Here is a 16,960-nt window from a genome sequence, read left to right as displayed (position 1 = left end):
GTTATCTGTTAAGCAAATTGTCGATTTATGCGCATAAAAAAACCTGCAAAAGCAGGTTTTTTTTGAAGTGTTTTTAAAATTATTCGTCTAAGAATGATTTTAAAATTTCTGAACGAGAAGGGTGGCGTAATTTACGTAACGCTTTCGCTTCAATTTGACGAATACGTTCACGTGTTACGTCAAACTGTTTGCCAACTTCTTCTAACGTGTGGTCAGTGTTCATGTCGATACCGAAACGCATACGTAATACTTTAGCTTCACGAGCAGTTAAGCCTGCTAGTACTTCGTGAGTTGCGTTCTTTAGACTTTCGCTAGTGGCTGAGTCTAATGGTAACTCGAGGGTGGTATCCTCGATAAAATCACCTAAATGCGAATCTTCATCGTCACCGATTGGGGTTTCCATTGAGATTGGCTCTTTAGCAATTTTAAGTACCTTACGGATCTTATCTTCAGGCATCATCATACGTTCTGCCAATTCTTCAGGAGACGGCTCACGGCCCATTTCTTGAAGCATTTGACGTGAAATACGGTTCAGCTTGTTGATGGTTTCGATCATGTGTACTGGAATACGAATCGTGCGCGCCTGGTCGGCAATCGAGCGAGTGATTGCCTGACGGATCCACCAAGTTGCATAAGTTGAAAACTTGTAACCACGACGATATTCAAACTTATCTACAGCTTTCATTAGGCCAATGTTACCTTCTTGGATTAAATCCAAGAATTGAAGGCCACGGTTGGTGTACTTTTTAGCAATAGAGATCACAAGACGTAAGTTAGCCTCAACCATTTCTTTTTTAGCACGGCGAGCTTTAGCTTCACCGATTGACATACGACGGTTGATGTCTTTAATGCCTGCAATGGTTAAATCGGTTTCTTGCTCAATTGCTGCAAGTTTACCTACGCAACGAACGATGTCATCTTCAATCATACGCAAGCCTTCTGCGTATGGCTTGTTGCTGTTCATTTCTGTGGTGAACCAATCAAGGCTGGTTTCGTTACCAGTAAATGCTTTAACGAAATTTTTCTTCGGCATTTTTGCTTGTTCAACAGCTAACTTAAGAATTAAGCGCTCTTGCACACGAACACGATCCATCATGTTGCGCATGTTTTTCACTAAACGGTCAAACTGTTTAGGAACTAAGCGGAATTCTTTAAACAGCTCACCAATAACAAACAATGAACCGATAGCTTCAGGGTGATCACGCCCCTTTAGTTCAATAATCGCTAGACTTTTTTCATAAGCTTCACGTAATTGTGTGAACTTTTCTTTAGCTTCTTCAGGATCAGGACCTTTTGGCCCTTCATCTTCATCACTAACGTCATCATCGTCATCATCATCATCGTCTTCGTCATCTAATTCTTCATCAGATAATTCGGAACCGATGTGAGTGGCGGTGGGCGCTACATCTTCTTCGTCAGGGTTGACAAATCCAGAGATAATATCAGACAAGCGTATTTCGTCAGCTTCATACTGGTCGAATTGCTCTAAGATCATTGCGATAGCTTGTGGGTATTCACTTACTGAAGATTGAACAGTGTTAATACCTTCTTCAATGCGTTTAGCAATGACAATTTCGCCTTCGCGAGTTAAAAGTTCAACTGTACCCATCTCACGCATGTACATACGTACTGGGTCAGTTGTGCGACCAAGCTCACTTTCAACAGTAGCAAGAGCGGCAGCTGCTTCTTCAGCCGCATCTTCGTCTGTGTTGTCTTCCGACATCATCATGTCATCAGCATCCGGCGCTTCTTCAAACACGCGGATACCCATGTCATTTATCATCTGGATAATATCTTCAATCTGGTCTGAATCGACCATGTCTGCAGGTAAGTGGTCGTTCACTTCTGCATAGGTTAGATAACCTTGCTCTTTACCTTTAGCGAGCAACAGTTTGAGTTGCGACTGCGGAGTGTGATCCATAGATATCATCCAATTTTGGGTAACTGAAATAACGAAGGGACACTTAGCTAAGCTGAGTGTCGCGCAAATCGTCAATTATAGCTGTGTGGACTATTATTCGCTAGTCCATGATATTGTTTAAACGCAATTTTTAGATAAAATTTACGTTATTCACCAATACCTTTCATTAATGAAATCAGCTTAATAAGCTGCATTTTTTCAGCTTTTGTTAACGTCTTCTTTAGACTAAGTTCCTGATAGCGTTGTTCTATATATCGGTTAGACAACCATATCAGGGATTGTTTAAACTCGGTCAACACATTTTCATCCGCCACTTGATGATCCCATTGGGCTAACTTAATTAGAGTGCTCTTTTGTTCATGCTCTCTATGCAGTTCAAGTAGTTGTGCGCTGTTCAATTGTTGAGTTCGAGTTACTTCAAGCAAATGGGTTAGCAAGTCAATGCCAGCCATCTGAATTTCGCTTAATGCGGGTTGTGGTTCTAGCTTATAGCCTAGACTAGGTTGCTGAACAAGCAAGGCGATGGCAAGCCTCAGCGGCGTCCCTCTACCTTGTAAACCTTTTGCATTAAGTGGCTGTGCTTTTTTAGTCGCAAAGCCTAATTTTTTCTTTAAATCATCGCTGCTATTCATCCCTAGTTTATGGGATAAATTTTCTAACAATAGATTTTGCAATACGCTGTCTTGGACTTTTTCGATTAGCGCCATGGCTTGTTTTGCAAGCGCGCCTTTGTCTGTTCCGTAGGTATTGCTTAATGTTTCAAATAAAAACTCAGGTAACAGCATTGCTTGTTGCATTAATGCTTCAAATGCGTCTTTACCTATTTTTCTTACCATAGTGTCAGGGTCTTCTCCCTGAGGTAAAAACATAAATTTTACGTGATCGCCGGGCTTTAATAAGGGCAGTGCAGTTTCTAATGCACGCCAAGCCGCTTCTCGACCTGCTTTATCTCCATCGTAGCAACAGATAACTTCTTTTGCACTGCGGACTAATAATTGAAATTGTTCTGCTGTGGTTGATGTACCTAATGAGGCAACAGCATAATCAACGCCAAATTGCGCTAAAGCGACCACATCCATGTAACCTTCAACAATCAGTACATGCTGGGGATCTCTGTGGCGCTGTTTTAATTCATACAAGCCGTAAAGCTCGTTACCCTTATGAAATATGGGCGTTTCTGGAGAATTCAAGTATTTTGGTGTGCCATCACCTAAAACTCTTCCTCCAAAACCAATAACTCGACCTCGTCGATCACGAATAGGAAACATTAGCCTATCGCGAAATCGGTCATAACGTTTGCCGCTGTCATTTTCAATCAACATGCCGGCGGTTAATAGCTTATCTTGAGCAGCTTGGTTTTGGCGGTAGCGGCCTAATAATCCGTCCCAGCCATCGGGTGCAAACCCAATTCCAAAATGCTTTATTACTTCATCTGATAAACCACGAAAGTTGAGATAATCAATTACTTTTTGTTTTTCTTGGTGTTGGCGTAATTGGCTCTGATAGAAAAGATTTGCTTCTTCCATCAATTGGTATAAATCGCGACTTAACCCTTGGTCTGGACGCTTGCCATTACCTTGTTCACGAGGAACATCTAAGCCAAGCTGGCCTGCAAGCTCTTCAATGGCATCAACAAATTCGAGACGGTCATACTCCATGACAAAATCAATGGCGTTGCCATGCGCACCGCAGCCGAAGCAATGGTAAAATTGTTTGTCTCTGCTGACGGTAAAAGAAGGCGATTTTTCGCTATGAAAAGGACAGCATGCCGAATGATTTTTTCCGGCTTTTTTCAAAGGAACTTTGCGATCAATTAGATCGACAATGTCTGTGCGAGCTATAAGCTCATTGATAAAATCACGAGGGATCGCCATTGATTGCTATATTTTCTCGAATTCACTTTATCAATTAGTTTAAACAAACAAGCCGTGCGAGTGCACGGCTTATTCAACATTAAAATCTTGTTACTTCAATTTTGCACGGATTAAAGCACCAATAGCGCTCATATCTGCACGACCTTGAACTTCAGATTTTAATGCTCCCATTACTTTGCCCATATCCGCCATGGATGCAGCACCAACTTTAACAATTGTTGCATCGATAATCGCTGCAATTTCGTCTTCAGTTAATGGTGTTGGCAAGAAAGTTTCAATTACTTGAACTTCTTCCGCCTCAGCCTGCGCAAGCTCAGGGCGATTCGCTGCTTCATATTGAGCAATTGAATCACGACGTTGCTTGACCATTTTGGTTAAGATAGCTATCGCTTGTTCATCAGTTACCGTCTCGCGGGTATCCACTTCGACTTGTTTGATGGCGGAAAGTGCCATACGAATAGTGCCTAAGCGTACCTTTTCTTTGGCACGCATAGCTTCTTTCATTTGGTCTTTTAGCTTATCGACTAGGCTCATAATGAGATTAGTATAAACGTACGCGACGTGCGTTTTCGCGAGAAAGCTTCTTAGCTAGACGTTTAACTGCAGCAGCTTTTGCGCGCTTACGAGCAGTAGTTGGCTTCTCGTAAAATTCACGAGCACGTACATCAGCTAAGATACCAGCTTTTTCACAAGAGCGCTTGAAACGACGAAGAGCTACGTCGAATGGTTCGTTTTCACGTACTTTAATAATTGGCATACGCCATCACCCCTTAGGTGTAGTTGAGTTGGTTATTAATGTTTTAAGTCGAAACTTAAACCCATAAATAGCCAAAGGCTAATTAAAATGGTGCGGAATTTTACACCGAGCAGAAGGTATTTGTAAACCCTTAGTTCAGATAAGTCTGAGTTTCTCATCGACGTGAGGCTATGGTGAAGCTTTGTTAGTTATCCTTGTTTTGTCTCTGAGAATGGTTTTAGGTGATTTTATCTGGAGAAAAATAGCGTCAACAGCTAGAATTAGCCGCCTTATTTTACTGGAATTGAGACATTATGCGCATTATTGGTATAGAAACTTCATGTGATGAAACCGGCATTGCCGTTTATGATGAGCAACAAGGGTTGTTGTCGCACGTATTATATAGCCAAGTAAAGTTGCATGCTGATTACGGTGGTGTTGTGCCTGAGCTGGCATCTCGTGATCATGTCCGCAAAATTGTCCCGTTAATTAAACAAGCATTATCGCAAGCAAATTCAACCCTTAATGATATTGATGGTGTTGCATATACTAAAGGTCCTGGATTAATTGGCGCGCTATTAGTGGGAGCCTGTGTTGGGCGTTCTTTGGCCTATGCTTGGGGTAAACCAGCCGTTGGTGTGCACCACATGGAAGGCCATTTACTTGCACCAATGCTTGAAGATGATGCGCCTGAGTTTCCTTTTGTAGCTCTGTTAGTGTCAGGTGGCCATTCTATGCTGGTTAAGGTAGATGGCATTGGTCAGTACGAAGTATTAGGTGAGTCTGTTGATGATGCCGCAGGTGAGGCGTTTGATAAAACAGCTAAATTGATGGGGCTTGATTACCCAGGTGGCCCACGTTTAGCCAAGCTTGCCGCTAAGGGCTTTGATGCGGGGTATCACTTTCCACGCCCGATGACAGATCGTCCAGGGTTAGATTTTAGTTTTTCAGGTTTAAAAACCTTTGCTGCCAATACGATTGCAGCAGAACCAGACGATGAGCAGACTCGTGCCAACATTGCCAGAGCCTTTGAAGAGGCGGTAGTTGATACTCTTGCAATTAAATGTAAGCGAGCGCTAAAGCAAACAGGCTACAAGCGCTTGGTTATTGCAGGTGGAGTTAGTGCTAATACACGACTGCGTGAGTCTTTGGCCGACATGATGCACAAGCTTGGCGGTAAGGTTTATTACCCTCGTGGTGAGTTTTGCACTGATAATGGGGCGATGATAGCTTATGCTGGTATGCAGCGTTTGAAGGCTGGCCAAGTTGAAGATTTAGCCGTTAAAGGTCAGCCGCGTTGGCCTTTAGATACCTTGCCTGCGGTTGATTAACACTGGGTTTTGAATTGATAAAAAAGCTTAACTTCGCGGTTAAGCTTTTTTGTTGCGTTTTTTACGAGATACCTTTGATTCTTCGCCGATGCGCAGCCTTTCGATGTTGTCTTTATGTCTGATAATAATAATAGTCGATAGCATTGCGACAGGTAATACAAAGCGCTCGTCTAACCATAAGGTGTAAAATGGGGCTAAAAATGCCGTTGCCATTGCCGCAACCGAAGAGTAACGAGTAAGTAGCACTAATACTATCCATGTTGCTATCAAACACAAAGCTAGATCATGCCCAATAGGGGCCATTGCACCAAATGCAGTGGCAACACCTTTACCCCCTTTAAATTGGAAAAATATTGGATATATGTGCCCCAAGCAGGCTGCTACGGCAATAAATCCAAGTGAAGCCGCATCCATTCCCATTAAGTAGCTTAAATAAGAAGGCAAAGCGCCTTTTAGCATATCAAAAAACAATACCAATACCGCAGAGCTTACACCACCAATTCGCAATACGTTTGTGGCTCCTGGGTTTCCAGAGCCATTCTCTCTTGGATCTGGTAGCCCCCGCATTTTGCAAACCAATATCGCACTGGAGATAGAACCAGCTAAATAAGCCAGAATTATCATCATAATCGTGAGTGCAATGGTGTTCAAATTGGTTTCCTTACTCGTCTTAGGGTATTATCTCGCATAATTTTTTTATGCGTGGTTACTCATATCAAAAATAAACTGAAATCAGTTCTTTCGTTATGATTTGATTTTATCACTTAGGTTTCAAATTGACTTATCCTACTGCTTTACGCTCGCAGGAAAAAGGCTAAACGGTGATTATATTTCCGTTTTTATACAATTTATGGCGTGCTGCAAGTTTTAGAAGGAGGTTTTTGTGGATAAAGTACTTATTCGCCAGTTAAAAGTAGAGACAGTGATAGGTATCTATGAGTGGGAAAAAAAGATCCATCAAACTTTATTGATCGATTTAGATATGGCCTGGGATAACCGACTTGCCGCTGCCACAGATGATTATCAACACGCACTTTGCTATGAAACCGTTTCGAACCGATTATCTGCTCTGATAACAGAAAAGCCAATCGAATTAATTGAAACCGTGGCTGAAATGGTGGCTAGCTGTTTGCAAAATGAATTTAATGTGCAATGGGTTAAAGTGGTCGTAATGAAGCCCGGTGCTGTGCCACACGCTAGTTCTGTCGGCGTTGAAATCGAACGTGGGCATATTTAAGTCTAGTACCTAATGAAAATACCTGTTTAAAAGTGGATTAATATATTCAATGGCAAAGATTTACATCAGTTTAGGGACAAATATTGAACCTGAACAGCATCTTAAAGCGGGTTTGTTGGACTTACAACAACACTTTGGCAAGCTTGAGTTATCAAGAGTTTTTGAAAGTGAGTCAGTGGGGTTTCAAGGTACAAATTTTTTAAATATGGTCGCCAGTGCCGATACTGAGTTATCTATTAGTGATGTTGTTGCAACATTTAAAATGATAGAACAAGACAATGGGCGGATACGTGGTGAAAAGAAGTTCAGCCCACGCAGCCTAGATATTGACCTTTTGCTTTATGATGATCAAATTATCGAATTTCCAGTCGAGTTACCTCGAGGTGAAATCCTCTATAACGCTTTTGTGCTATGGCCGCTAGCAGAATTAGCGCCGCAGCTTACTCATCCCTTGGTCAATAAAAGTTATCAATCACTATGGCTGCAATACGATAAAACCCAGCAAAAAATTTGGCCGATAGAATTTTGCTTCCCAGAACAATTATTTTAATTTTATATCTATAACGAAGGATTTTTATGGACACCATTCAGGTTATTTTACTCGCCTTGATCCAAGGATTAACTGAGTTTTTACCTATTTCAAGTTCGGCACATTTGATTTTACCTGCGCAGTTATTAGGGTGGGAAGATCAAGGTTTATCATTTGATGTAGCCGTGCATATTGGCTCTTTGTTGGCTGTAATTATCTATTTTCGCAATGAAATAGCTGAAATGTTTATCGCGTGGATTAACAGTATGTTTAAAGGTCAGCATACTGAAAATAGTAAGCTAGCTTGGTGGATTATATTGGCTACGATACCAGCTGTGGTGTTGGGATTTGCGTTTAAAGGTATCGTTGAGACACACCTGCGTGGCCCCGGTGTAATTGCTATTACCACAGTTATTTTTGGTCTTTTACTTTGGGTTGGTGACAAAATGTCACGAAACGAATTAACTGAATATCAAACGGGTTGGCGTAAAGCGTTGATGATTGGCTTTGCTCAAGCGTTAGCGCTTATTCCTGGTACTTCACGTTCCGGCATTACCATTACGGCGGCATTAATGTTGGGGTTAAATCGAGAGGCCGCAGCTCGATTTTCATTTTTGATGTCTATTCCTGTTATTGCTGGTGCAGCGTTATTGATGGGTAAAGACATTATTTCTGGCGAAGAGGTGATTGATTATCACGCCATGGGATTGGGGTTATAGTGAGTTTTGTGGCCGCTTATACCTGTATTTTCTTTTTCTTAAAATTGATTAGTCGCATGGGGATGACCCCGTTTGTGTTATATCGTTTGACCTTGGGTGCCGTGCTTTGTGGATTTATTTTTCTATAATTAAAACTGCATGATTTAACCTATAGAAATCTGGTTTAGGCCAGATTTTTTATTTGTTCTATATCGATGGAATATTTGGAATTACTTATTATGTCATTACCCCTCGTTTGCCCTGTTTGTCAGTCGGCCTTACATCAGCATCAAGCCTCGAAAGGCTTTTATTGTGATGCGAAACATCACTTTGACAAGCTTGAACAAGGTTATTATCCATTGATTAAAGTGAAGGCAAAAACACCGCAATCGAGTATTTCGCGTCAGCAAATGCGCTCACGGCAGTTTTTATTGCAAAGTGGGGTATTCAGCCCTTTAGTCAATTGCTTGCAAAAGGTGATATGTCAATTATTTACGGACAAAAAAGCAGACAGAATTGATGGCGAGCATCAATTAAATTGGCTTGATTATCAATGTGCTGACGGCTATTACTTGCGTCAAATATATCAATCATTGGCTGAAAATGGCCTTGATAAATCATTATCAGTTTATGGGGTGTCGGATGCCGAAAATGCGCTATTTGCTGCATCTAAGGCTGGCACTCCGGCAGACTTGCTTTATAGTTCAATGAAAGTCTTGCCTTTTGCTAACCATTCCATTGATTTAATTACTTTGTTTGATGCGCCATTTAAAGGCCAAGAATGCATTAGAGTATTAAAACAGGATGGCCGTATTATTTTAGTACAACCAACCAATCAGCATCTTTGGCAAATTAAACAAAAAGTGTATAGCGATTTAACGGTAAAACCGACTCAGTTGAATATTCCGAAAAAACTTAAAGTAGTGACTCAAAAGCAAGTGAGTTTTACATTAGATGTCACCGGTGAACAGGCATTGAGTTTATTAGACAATAGCCAGTTTGCATGGCGGGCAAACGATGAGATAAGACATCAGATTAAAGCGACTGCAATTGATGGCTTAAGGTGTGAATTTGAGGTGTTGGTTTTAGGGCTTACTGATTAACTCATATAAGCTAGTTTCAACCGGTAATACAAACAATTAAGGCTTGAATTTGATAAATCTGCTTAGCAGTATATCAAGATTCAAGCCCTAATAATCAACCTATGAACATAAGCTAATTTTCAACTAACCGTCTTACTTCTTGTAAGAAGAAGCCATGTTGTCTAAACGGTCGTTAGCACGTTTAGCTTCAGCTTGTGCGTCCATAGAAGCCGCTTTTGCGCCTTTTACGTCAGCAGATAGTTTGCTTTGCTCTGACTTTAAAGAACCAACTTCAGCAGATAGTTGATCAACTTTGTTGCCTAGGTTTGCAACGCTTTCTTCTAAAGCAGTTGTGTTTGCACAGCCACCGATTAAAGCAGTCATAGCAACACCAGCAATCAATAATACTTTCTTGTTCATGAGGGAATCCCTTAATATAGGTTGTAATTTTAGCGAGAAAACGTATGCCTTCTCAGCGGCGTAATTATGTCATAGTTTCTACAATTTACTATAGGTCAAACATAAAAACTCTAACTAAAGTAGCTAATTAAACGAAAAACGCAAGTACTTAGCTATTTTTGTGGTGACTAACCTTTGCTTTTTGTTTGCTTTTGGTGATAAAAACTCAAAATAAGCGAATAAAAGCAGTTAAATCCTCATTAAGAATAGCTGTTAGAATGACTTTTGTCATCCACTTCGGTCTGTTTGATTTTGGCAATTAATTCGATTCTTAAATGGGTTAATTGTTGCTTGATTTGTGCCCCTTGAAACCCTGATTTAATGATGCTTTGTACATCAATGTTAGCGGACTGCTCAAAGCATATGGTTAAGTAATTAGCTTGAGGATAATCAGCGTGCTCAAAGCCGGTTCGTCCTCTTATATCTGCATGGCAGCATAAAAGTGTTTGTGTCAACCGGGAAGGTTTACGCCAAAAATCGGCTTTATCAAAAATCTTGATAATAGTTTCGGGTTTCAGCTCATATGCATTATGAATATTCTGGTGTTGATCGCTGACTAATATGGCCAAGTCGCGGTATTCATTAGGCACTCGTAAGCGTTGGCAAAGTTGCTTAATTAACGGAACCCCTTTTTGTCCATGTCCATGATGTTTAGGCAGGGTTTCTTTTGGGCTTAATGCTTTACCAACATCGTGAGTTAATGAAGCAAAGCGAACGGCTTTATCTGTTGTTAATAAGCTAGCCTGTTCAAGCACCATTAAGGTATGAATACCAGAGTCTATTTCAGGGTGCCATTTCTCAGGCTGAGGTACACCAAATAACGCATCAACTTCAGGCAAAATAATCTTTAAAGCTTGGCACTCTCGTAATACTTGAAAAAATATCTGTGGATTGGCATTACTGAATACTTTATCAATTTCTTGCCATACCCGTTCAGGGGTTAAATGGCTTAGCTCACCGGATAGCGAAAGCTGGGTCATTAATGCTTGGGTTTCTGGTGCAATAGTGAAACCAAGATGATGGAATCTTGCGGCAAACCTTGCCACACGCAGCACCCTTAAGGGGTCTTCTATAAACGCGCCGGATACATGACGCAAAATACGCTGTTGAATATCTTGCTGACCGCCATAAGGATCGACTAGGTTGCCATCATCATCTTGGGCGATTGCATTAATGGTTAAGTCTCGCCTTAGTAAATCTTGCTCTAACGTCACGTGTTCAGATGCATCACAACTAAAACCTTCATAACCCTTACCGATTTTGCGCTCTGTTCTGGCTAAAGCGAATTCTTGCTGGGTTTTGGGGTGTAAAAAGACAGGGAAATCTTTGCCGACTTGTTGAAAGCCTTTGGCAAGCATCTTATCAACACTGCTACCAACCACAACAAAGTCTTTATCTTTTATGTTTAGTCCGAGTAATTGGTCTCGAACCGCGCCGCCGACTAAATAGGTTTTCATTTTTGATTAATTATGGCTAATTTATGCTGTAAAGCTTACCAGAGTTCAATTTTTGCAGCTAATTTTTGACAAGCTAGCATACAAGGATTAACTTGAGCCCTCAGTTTTAGATAAGGATGCTTGGTCGTATGTATAAAGCTTTTTATGGATTAAATGATAATCCATTTTCTATTGCACCTAACCCACATTACATGTTTTTAAGTGATCGCCATCGTGAGGCTCTTGTTCATTTAACTTATGGCTTGGGTGAAACCGGTGGCTTTGTATTACTCACTGGTGAAGTTGGTACCGGCAAAACAACCGTGTCGCGTTGTTTATTGCAACAGTTACCAGAAAATACGGATACGGCATTTATTCTTAACCCTTCTTTAACTGAGCAAGAGTTGCTGGCAACTTTATGTGATGAGCTAAAAATTAGCTATGGTGAAAACCCAAGCATTAAGCAGTTAACCGATTTATTGAGCCAATACTTGCTTCAAAATCATAAAAATGGCCGCAACACAGTATTAATTATTGATGAAGCGCAGCATTTGCGCTCGGAAGTGTTAGAGCAGTTGAGGTTGTTGACTAACCTTGAAACTGACACCAAAAAACTGCTTCAGGTGATTTTGATTGGTCAACCAGAGTTGCAACAGTTGCTAAAGCGACAGGACTTACGTCAATTAGCTCAGCGTATTACGGCTCGTTATCATTTATTACCATTAAACCTTGATGAGCTAGCTTTATATGTGCAACACAGATTGCAAGTTGCAGGTCGCCATCAACCTTTATTTACCGCAAAATCAATTCGTCGCCTCCATAAATACAGCGGCGGTATTCCTCGCTTGACTAATTTATTATGTGAAAGGGCGTTGATGGCTGGATATGGGCAAGCGAAAGTACCGATTGACCATAAAATGGTGGATCAGGCCGCCATGGAAGTATTAGGTGAGGTTGAAAAGTCGAATAATAAGCTTTGGTATGGCGCGGTAGCCGCTGCGGTATTGCTGACATTTGCAGGATCATTTTATTTTTTTAGTCAAGGTGATGACGCTGTTGCTAAACCTGTTAATCTTGACGCAGAACAAACACAACAATTACCAGTTTCTGTTGACGTGACAAATATGGCGCAGGCTACAAATTCTGCAGTGAATGATTCAAGCAAGCACATTATGCAGCAAGCAATGCGCCAAAGTCAGAATATTGATGTTGCTTTTGCTGGCTTATTTGGTTTGTGGCAGTTGCAGCCTATTAGTGGTTTAACGGCTTGCCAAGCTGCACAGCAACAAGGTTTAGCTTGTTATCAACAGCAAGGAAATTGGAATAGCATTATGCGTCTTAATTACCCCGCTGTTGTTTATATGCAAGATCCCCAATTGAGTCCTTTCTATGGTGTGATTGTTGAACGTCAATACGATCAAATCTTACTTCAACTTGGTGAGCAACAGTTTTGGGTAACCAAAGATTGGTTTGATCGTCATTTTAGTGGCACCTTTGAAATTTTATGGCAGCCAGAACAAACCTTACCTCGTGAGATTGCTCAGAGTTCACCATTGGCGCAGCTTCAGTGGTTAGAAAATAGCTTAGCAATGATAGGTAAGCGACCTGCAAGATTGATTAATCAGTTTGATAGTCAATTAGAACAAAGCTTAATAAGTTTCCAGCGATTACATGGTTTAAAACCTGATGGTATCGCAGGTAACCAAACCTTAGTGCAAATTAACTTATATTTAAGCCAGCAAGGGCCAAGATTAAGCACTACGGAGCAAGGCTAATGTCTATATTACTTGATGCGGTTGTGAAGCAAAAGCAGCAACAAGCGGGAGGGGCAAACGACACAATTTTGCTCCCGTCAACCTCAAGGAAAATTAACAGTCATAATGCTGTAGCAAAGTTTGGTTTGTTAGCTGTATCAATTGTATTAGCCGTTGGTGGGGCGTGGGCTTTGCATAAATTGTTAAATCGTCCAGCAGAGCATTTTACTAATACTCAGCCCGCTAACATGGTCAATCGCATCAGAAATACTGAAGATCAAACGCCTAACCCTAGCCAAGCAGTCACTTCGTCAGCTGATTTTAGACTTGCAGGTAAAGTGGCGTTGCCGGTGCCTAAGTCATCCGATAAGCCTTATGCCGTGGTACAAACTCAAGACAATCTTTTTCAAGATAAAATTCAGCCAAGCCTGCCGCAATCCTTTGAGCAAACACCCAGTGACGTTGCGCCGCTTCAGTCTAACAACACAGATGTTGATGGTTTATCTCTGGCGCAATTAGAATTGTTGAGCCAGCAATATGATCAACAGTTACAAAATGCCTACCAACAAGAAAGAATACTTAAGCAAGCTGAATCAGAATCTGAGCCAATTATTCTTGGTGCAAATGCTAATGAAAGAGGACTTCGAGAGTTAGAGGCTCTTCAGTTGCAAGTGAACATGGCTGCTAATGAAGTCGACTTTGCTTCAGTGAAACAGCCGGTAGGTCAAAATGATAATAATCTCACCGCGGCTTTTGCCGCTGCACTTAAAGAAGTGGAGTATGAGCAGTCGGCTAATTATGACGTTACGCCTGATGAATTGAGTCCAATCACCAAGCCTAAACCACAGGGGATCCCTAAATATGGTGATTTACCCGCCAGTGTGCAATTAAAAGTACCAGAATTTAATATCAATGCACATGTGTATTCCACTGACCCTAACAATCGCTGGCTCAATGTTGATGGTGAAGAGTTACAGCAAGGCGATATTATCCAAGGTAAATTGACTATTATTGAAATTCGCCCACGGGATGTGATTTTAGAGATTGATGGTCAAGAGTTTAAGGTGCCAGCGATTTAAAATTGATAGACACTTAAAAGGCGCTGAATCATTGCGCCTTTTAAGTACCTCATAAGTTAGACATGGATATAATTGGCGATCACTAGTGTTAATCCATAACCTACAACATAACAAAGTAACAAAGCGGGGACATATTTTAGGTAACTAACAAAAGTGAGCTCTGGCACTTTGCTCATGGCAATAATGCCCGCTGCAGAGCCGATGATTAATAATGAACCGCCTACACCAACTGAATAAGTTAAACCTAGCCATTGCACTGTGGTTAATACTGGCTCGGCTTTCAGCAACGCCGCCGTTAACGGCACGTTATCTAATAGCGCAGAACCAACACCAGTAAAAAAGTTAGAAATACTTGGGTCATACATAGAGTAAACCTGTGTCAGAAGATCTAATGTACCTATTTCTTTAAGCATTCCGACCAGTAGTAAAATACCTAAGAAGAACAGTAATGTATCAAACTCTACTTGGCGTATATATTCTAGTATTTGCACTTCTTCGGCACGGCTTCTACTGCTTCTACCCACCAAAAACATTAATGATAAGCCTGATAAAAAGGTGAGTACGGGCGGGATGCCAAAAAACACATTTAACACCATGGTCATTACAATGGTTAGTAAGAAAATCACCCCGATAATAATATCAATTTTTTCATAACTGGCTTTTATGGGGGTGGTACTTACTGCACCTTCGGCTCTGAGTGAGAATAATACTGCTAATAATAAAACACTGATTGATGCTGGAATAAATAGCATGAGTAGCTCGGAGATATGTACTTTACCTGCGAGGAAAATCATTAATGTTGTTACATCGCCGGTAATTAACGCTACGCCACCCGAGTTCACTGCAAAGATAATGAGTACCGCCATACGACGGCGCATTTGGCTATCTAAATTAAAGGTGGTAAGTAAGCCTAAAGAAACTAAAGTTGCTGTTACGTTGTCACAAAAGGTTGATAATATGAGCGCAAATGCGCCAACTTGTAGCATCAGCATTCTTACAGTGACTTGCTCTGGAAAAATGGTTTGCACCAGCATTTGGATCATGCCTTTGGCATTAAGATAGGCAACGAAGGTCATTGTCGACATTAAAAATAGCCATAATGTGGCAATTTCGAGTAAGTTTTCATTTAACTGATCAGAAATAATGGCAGTTTTTTCAGGACTTTGTGCTGCAATAAATAGGGTTATCCATGATATACAGCCTAAAAATAAGGTGGTTTTGGCTTTATTAATATGGGTGACTTCTTCAAATACGATACTTAATAAAGCGAGTACCGCAAGGGTGATCAGAAAGGTTTCTAGCATGACGGCAATTCCAACATTGAGTTGATGACATAGCTGCTATGTCATGAATTTAAGCTAGCTCAAATTAAGACAAAATTAATCTTAAATTAAGCTTTCTTCTGGCGCGCAGATCAAATCACACTATTAACTATTTCGCAACCTGGCTCACGCTTTTTGTTGGAAAAATGTCAAAAAAAGGGCTGCCGAATAGGCAACCCTTGTTGTGTAACCGCTAAGGTTATTTCATTGCTGCAAAAACACGATCGACCGCAGCTAATGTTATCGCAATTTCTTCTTCGCCATGAGCCATAGACAAGAAGCCTGCTTCATAAGCACTTGGTGCAAGATAAATACCTTCATCAAGCATCGCATGATAGAAGTGACGGAAATGTTCCATATTGCACTTGGTGACTTGGCTAAATGAAGTCATTGGTGCTGTTTCATCAGTAAAGAAGAAACCAAACATGCCACCCACATAAGTAATAGCAAGTGGAATACCATGTTTGTCTGCTGCAGCTTTAAAACCTTCTGCTATACGCTTGGTTTTATCTGCAAGTGAGTCATATAAACCAGGTTCACATAAGGCTTCCATTTGGGCTAAACCTGCGGTCATTGCAATGGGGTTACCTGACAAAGTACCTGCTTGGTAAACAGGACCTGTTGGGGCAATAAACTGCATGACATCTTTACGGCCACCAAATGCGCCAACTGGCATGCCGCCGCCAATCACTTTACCTAAGGTGGTTAAGTCTGGTGTTACGCCATAGAAACCTTGTGCTCCGCTCATTGATACACGAAAGCCTGTCATGACTTCATCAATAATAAGGAGTGCGCCAAATTCATCACAAATTGCACGAAGACCCTGTAAAAAACCTTCTACAGGCGGAATGCAGTTCATGTTGCCAGCAACAGGCTCAAGGATGATGCATGAGATAGCGTCAGGGTGCTGTTCGAATAGTGCACGAACTGAATCTAAGTCATTATAAGTTGCCGTTAGAGTGTGTTTTGCGAAATCTTCAGGAATACCTGGCGAGCTTGGTTGGCCTAAGGTTAATGCGCCAGAACCCGCTTTAACTAATAAGCAGTCAGCGTGACCATGGTAGCAACCTTCAAATTTTAAAATTTTGTCACGATTGGTAAAGCCGCGCGCAAGTCGAATGGCACTCATGGTGGCTTCTGTGCCTGAGCTAACCATACGAACTTGCTCGATTGATGGCACCATTGAAATCACTTTTTCAGCCATTTTGACTTCAAGTTCAGTGGGTGCACCAAAAGATAAACCATTTTCAACAGCTGCTAATACTGCTTCACGAATTTTAGGGTGATTATGGCCTAAAATCATGGGACCCCAAGAACCCACGTAATCAATATACTTTTTACCGTCAGCGTCATAAATGTATGCGCCATCTGCTTTTTCGATAAATAACGGTGAGCCACCAACGCCATTGAATGCACGAACAGGTGAGTTAACACCACCTGGGATGGTTTGTTTAGCCTGTTCAAATAGTGTTTCGGAACGGGTCATCTGTAATCCTTAAGTA

At 41.2% G+C, this 16,960-nt stretch carries 15 protein-coding genes and 1 pseudogene; 7 read left to right on the top strand and 9 right to left on the bottom strand.

Annotated elements, in window-relative coordinates; translation table 11 throughout:
- Positions 1-79: 79 nt before the first annotated feature.
- The 4 genes from rpoD to rpsU all read right to left on the bottom strand — a co-directional run bounded on the left by rpoD (position 80) and on the right by rpsU (position 4,552).
- Positions 80-1,921 carry an RNA polymerase sigma factor RpoD gene (rpoD, locus tag HBH39_RS12975; RefSeq protein ID WP_208764160.1) on the bottom strand — a complete coding sequence of 614 codons (1,842 nt, stop codon included), beginning with the start codon at positions 1,919-1,921 and terminating at the stop codon, positions 80-82.
- Between the two features lie 146 nt (positions 1,922-2,067).
- Positions 2,068-3,795, bottom strand: coding sequence for a DNA primase (gene dnaG, locus HBH39_RS12970; RefSeq protein ID WP_167678928.1), 1,728 nt, complete (start codon positions 3,793-3,795; stop codon positions 2,068-2,070).
- Positions 3,796-3,885: 90 nt separating this feature from the next.
- The gene (locus HBH39_RS12965; protein ID WP_167678926.1) at positions 3,886-4,329 is read right to left on the bottom strand and encodes a GatB/YqeY domain-containing protein; all 444 of its coding nucleotides are present in this window, start codon (positions 4,327-4,329) and stop codon (positions 3,886-3,888) included.
- 7 nt (positions 4,330-4,336) lie between these two features.
- A complete protein-coding gene (gene rpsU / locus HBH39_RS12960) occupies positions 4,337-4,552 on the bottom strand; it encodes a 30S ribosomal protein S21 (RefSeq protein ID WP_006080725.1) in 216 nt (71 codons plus the stop codon).
- Between the two features lie 293 nt (positions 4,553-4,845).
- On the opposite strand from rpsU, the gene tsaD reads away from it, so the two are divergent.
- Entirely contained in the window at positions 4,846-5,862 is a 1,017-nt protein-coding gene (gene tsaD / locus HBH39_RS12955) for a tRNA (adenosine(37)-N6)-threonylcarbamoyltransferase complex transferase subunit TsaD (protein ID WP_167678924.1), read from the top strand.
- A 39-nt stretch (positions 5,863-5,901) separates the two neighbouring features.
- Here the strand turns inward: tsaD and plsY are convergent, their stop codons facing one another.
- On the bottom strand, positions 5,902-6,489 hold the full coding sequence (gene plsY / locus HBH39_RS12950; protein ID WP_432280157.1) for a glycerol-3-phosphate 1-O-acyltransferase PlsY: 588 nt from the start codon (positions 6,487-6,489) through the stop codon (positions 5,902-5,904).
- 256 nt (positions 6,490-6,745) lie between these two features.
- Between plsY and folB the strand changes: the two genes are divergently transcribed.
- The 4 genes and pseudogenes from folB (at position 6,746) to HBH39_RS12930 (ending at position 9,429) form a co-directional block, all read left to right on the top strand.
- A complete protein-coding gene (gene folB / locus HBH39_RS12945) occupies positions 6,746-7,099 on the top strand; it encodes a dihydroneopterin aldolase (protein WP_167678920.1) in 354 nt (117 codons plus the stop codon).
- Positions 7,100-7,148: 49 nt separating this feature from the next.
- Complete coding sequence (gene folK / locus HBH39_RS12940) at positions 7,149-7,649, top strand: 2-amino-4-hydroxy-6-hydroxymethyldihydropteridine diphosphokinase (protein ID WP_167678919.1); 501 nt, start codon at positions 7,149-7,151, stop codon at positions 7,647-7,649.
- Between the two features lie 26 nt (positions 7,650-7,675).
- A pseudogene (locus HBH39_RS12935) lies at positions 7,676-8,475 on the top strand (undecaprenyl-diphosphate phosphatase).
- Between the two features lie 90 nt (positions 8,476-8,565).
- The gene (locus tag HBH39_RS12930; RefSeq protein WP_167678917.1) at positions 8,566-9,429 is read left to right on the top strand and encodes a putative RNA methyltransferase; all 864 of its coding nucleotides are present in this window, start codon (positions 8,566-8,568) and stop codon (positions 9,427-9,429) included.
- Between the two features lie 132 nt (positions 9,430-9,561).
- Here the strand turns inward: HBH39_RS12930 and HBH39_RS12925 are convergent, their stop codons facing one another.
- Entirely contained in the window at positions 9,562-9,828 is a 267-nt protein-coding gene (locus HBH39_RS12925; protein ID WP_167678915.1) for an Lpp/OprI family alanine-zipper lipoprotein, read from the bottom strand.
- Positions 9,829-10,067: 239 nt separating this feature from the next.
- Positions 10,068-11,324 (bottom strand): multifunctional CCA addition/repair protein, encoded by a 1,257-nt coding sequence (locus HBH39_RS12920; protein ID WP_167678912.1) that lies wholly within the window; start codon positions 11,322-11,324, stop codon positions 10,068-10,070.
- A 128-nt stretch (positions 11,325-11,452) separates the two neighbouring features.
- Between HBH39_RS12920 and HBH39_RS12915 the strand changes: the two genes are divergently transcribed.
- On the top strand, positions 11,453-13,078 hold the full coding sequence (locus HBH39_RS12915) for an ExeA family protein (RefSeq protein WP_167678910.1): 1,626 nt from the start codon (positions 11,453-11,455) through the stop codon (positions 13,076-13,078).
- A complete protein-coding gene (locus HBH39_RS12910; RefSeq protein ID WP_167678908.1) occupies positions 13,078-14,136 on the top strand; it encodes a general secretion pathway protein GspB in 1,059 nt (352 codons plus the stop codon). The genes HBH39_RS12915 and HBH39_RS12910 overlap by 1 nt, the downstream gene beginning before the upstream one ends.
- 56 nt (positions 14,137-14,192) lie before the next feature.
- On the opposite strand, the gene nhaD is transcribed toward HBH39_RS12910, so the two are convergent.
- Together nhaD and hemL are read right to left on the bottom strand one after the other, a co-directional pair.
- Positions 14,193-15,440 (bottom strand): sodium:proton antiporter NhaD, encoded by a 1,248-nt coding sequence (gene nhaD / locus HBH39_RS12905; RefSeq protein WP_167678906.1) that lies wholly within the window; start codon positions 15,438-15,440, stop codon positions 14,193-14,195.
- A 217-nt stretch (positions 15,441-15,657) separates the two neighbouring features.
- Positions 15,658-16,944: a glutamate-1-semialdehyde 2,1-aminomutase gene (hemL, locus tag HBH39_RS12900; RefSeq protein WP_167678904.1), complete on the bottom strand. Its 1,287-nt coding sequence runs from the start codon at positions 16,942-16,944 to the stop codon at positions 15,658-15,660.
- Between the last annotated feature and the right edge of the window lie 16 nt (positions 16,945-16,960).

This window comes from Shewanella aestuarii, from assembly GCF_011765625.1.
In the GTDB taxonomy this organism is placed as follows: Bacteria; Pseudomonadota; Gammaproteobacteria; order Enterobacterales; family Shewanellaceae; genus Shewanella; species Shewanella aestuarii_A.
The sequence above is the reverse complement of the archived record's forward strand: the minus strand, read 5'-3'. Positions and strand labels throughout refer to the sequence as shown.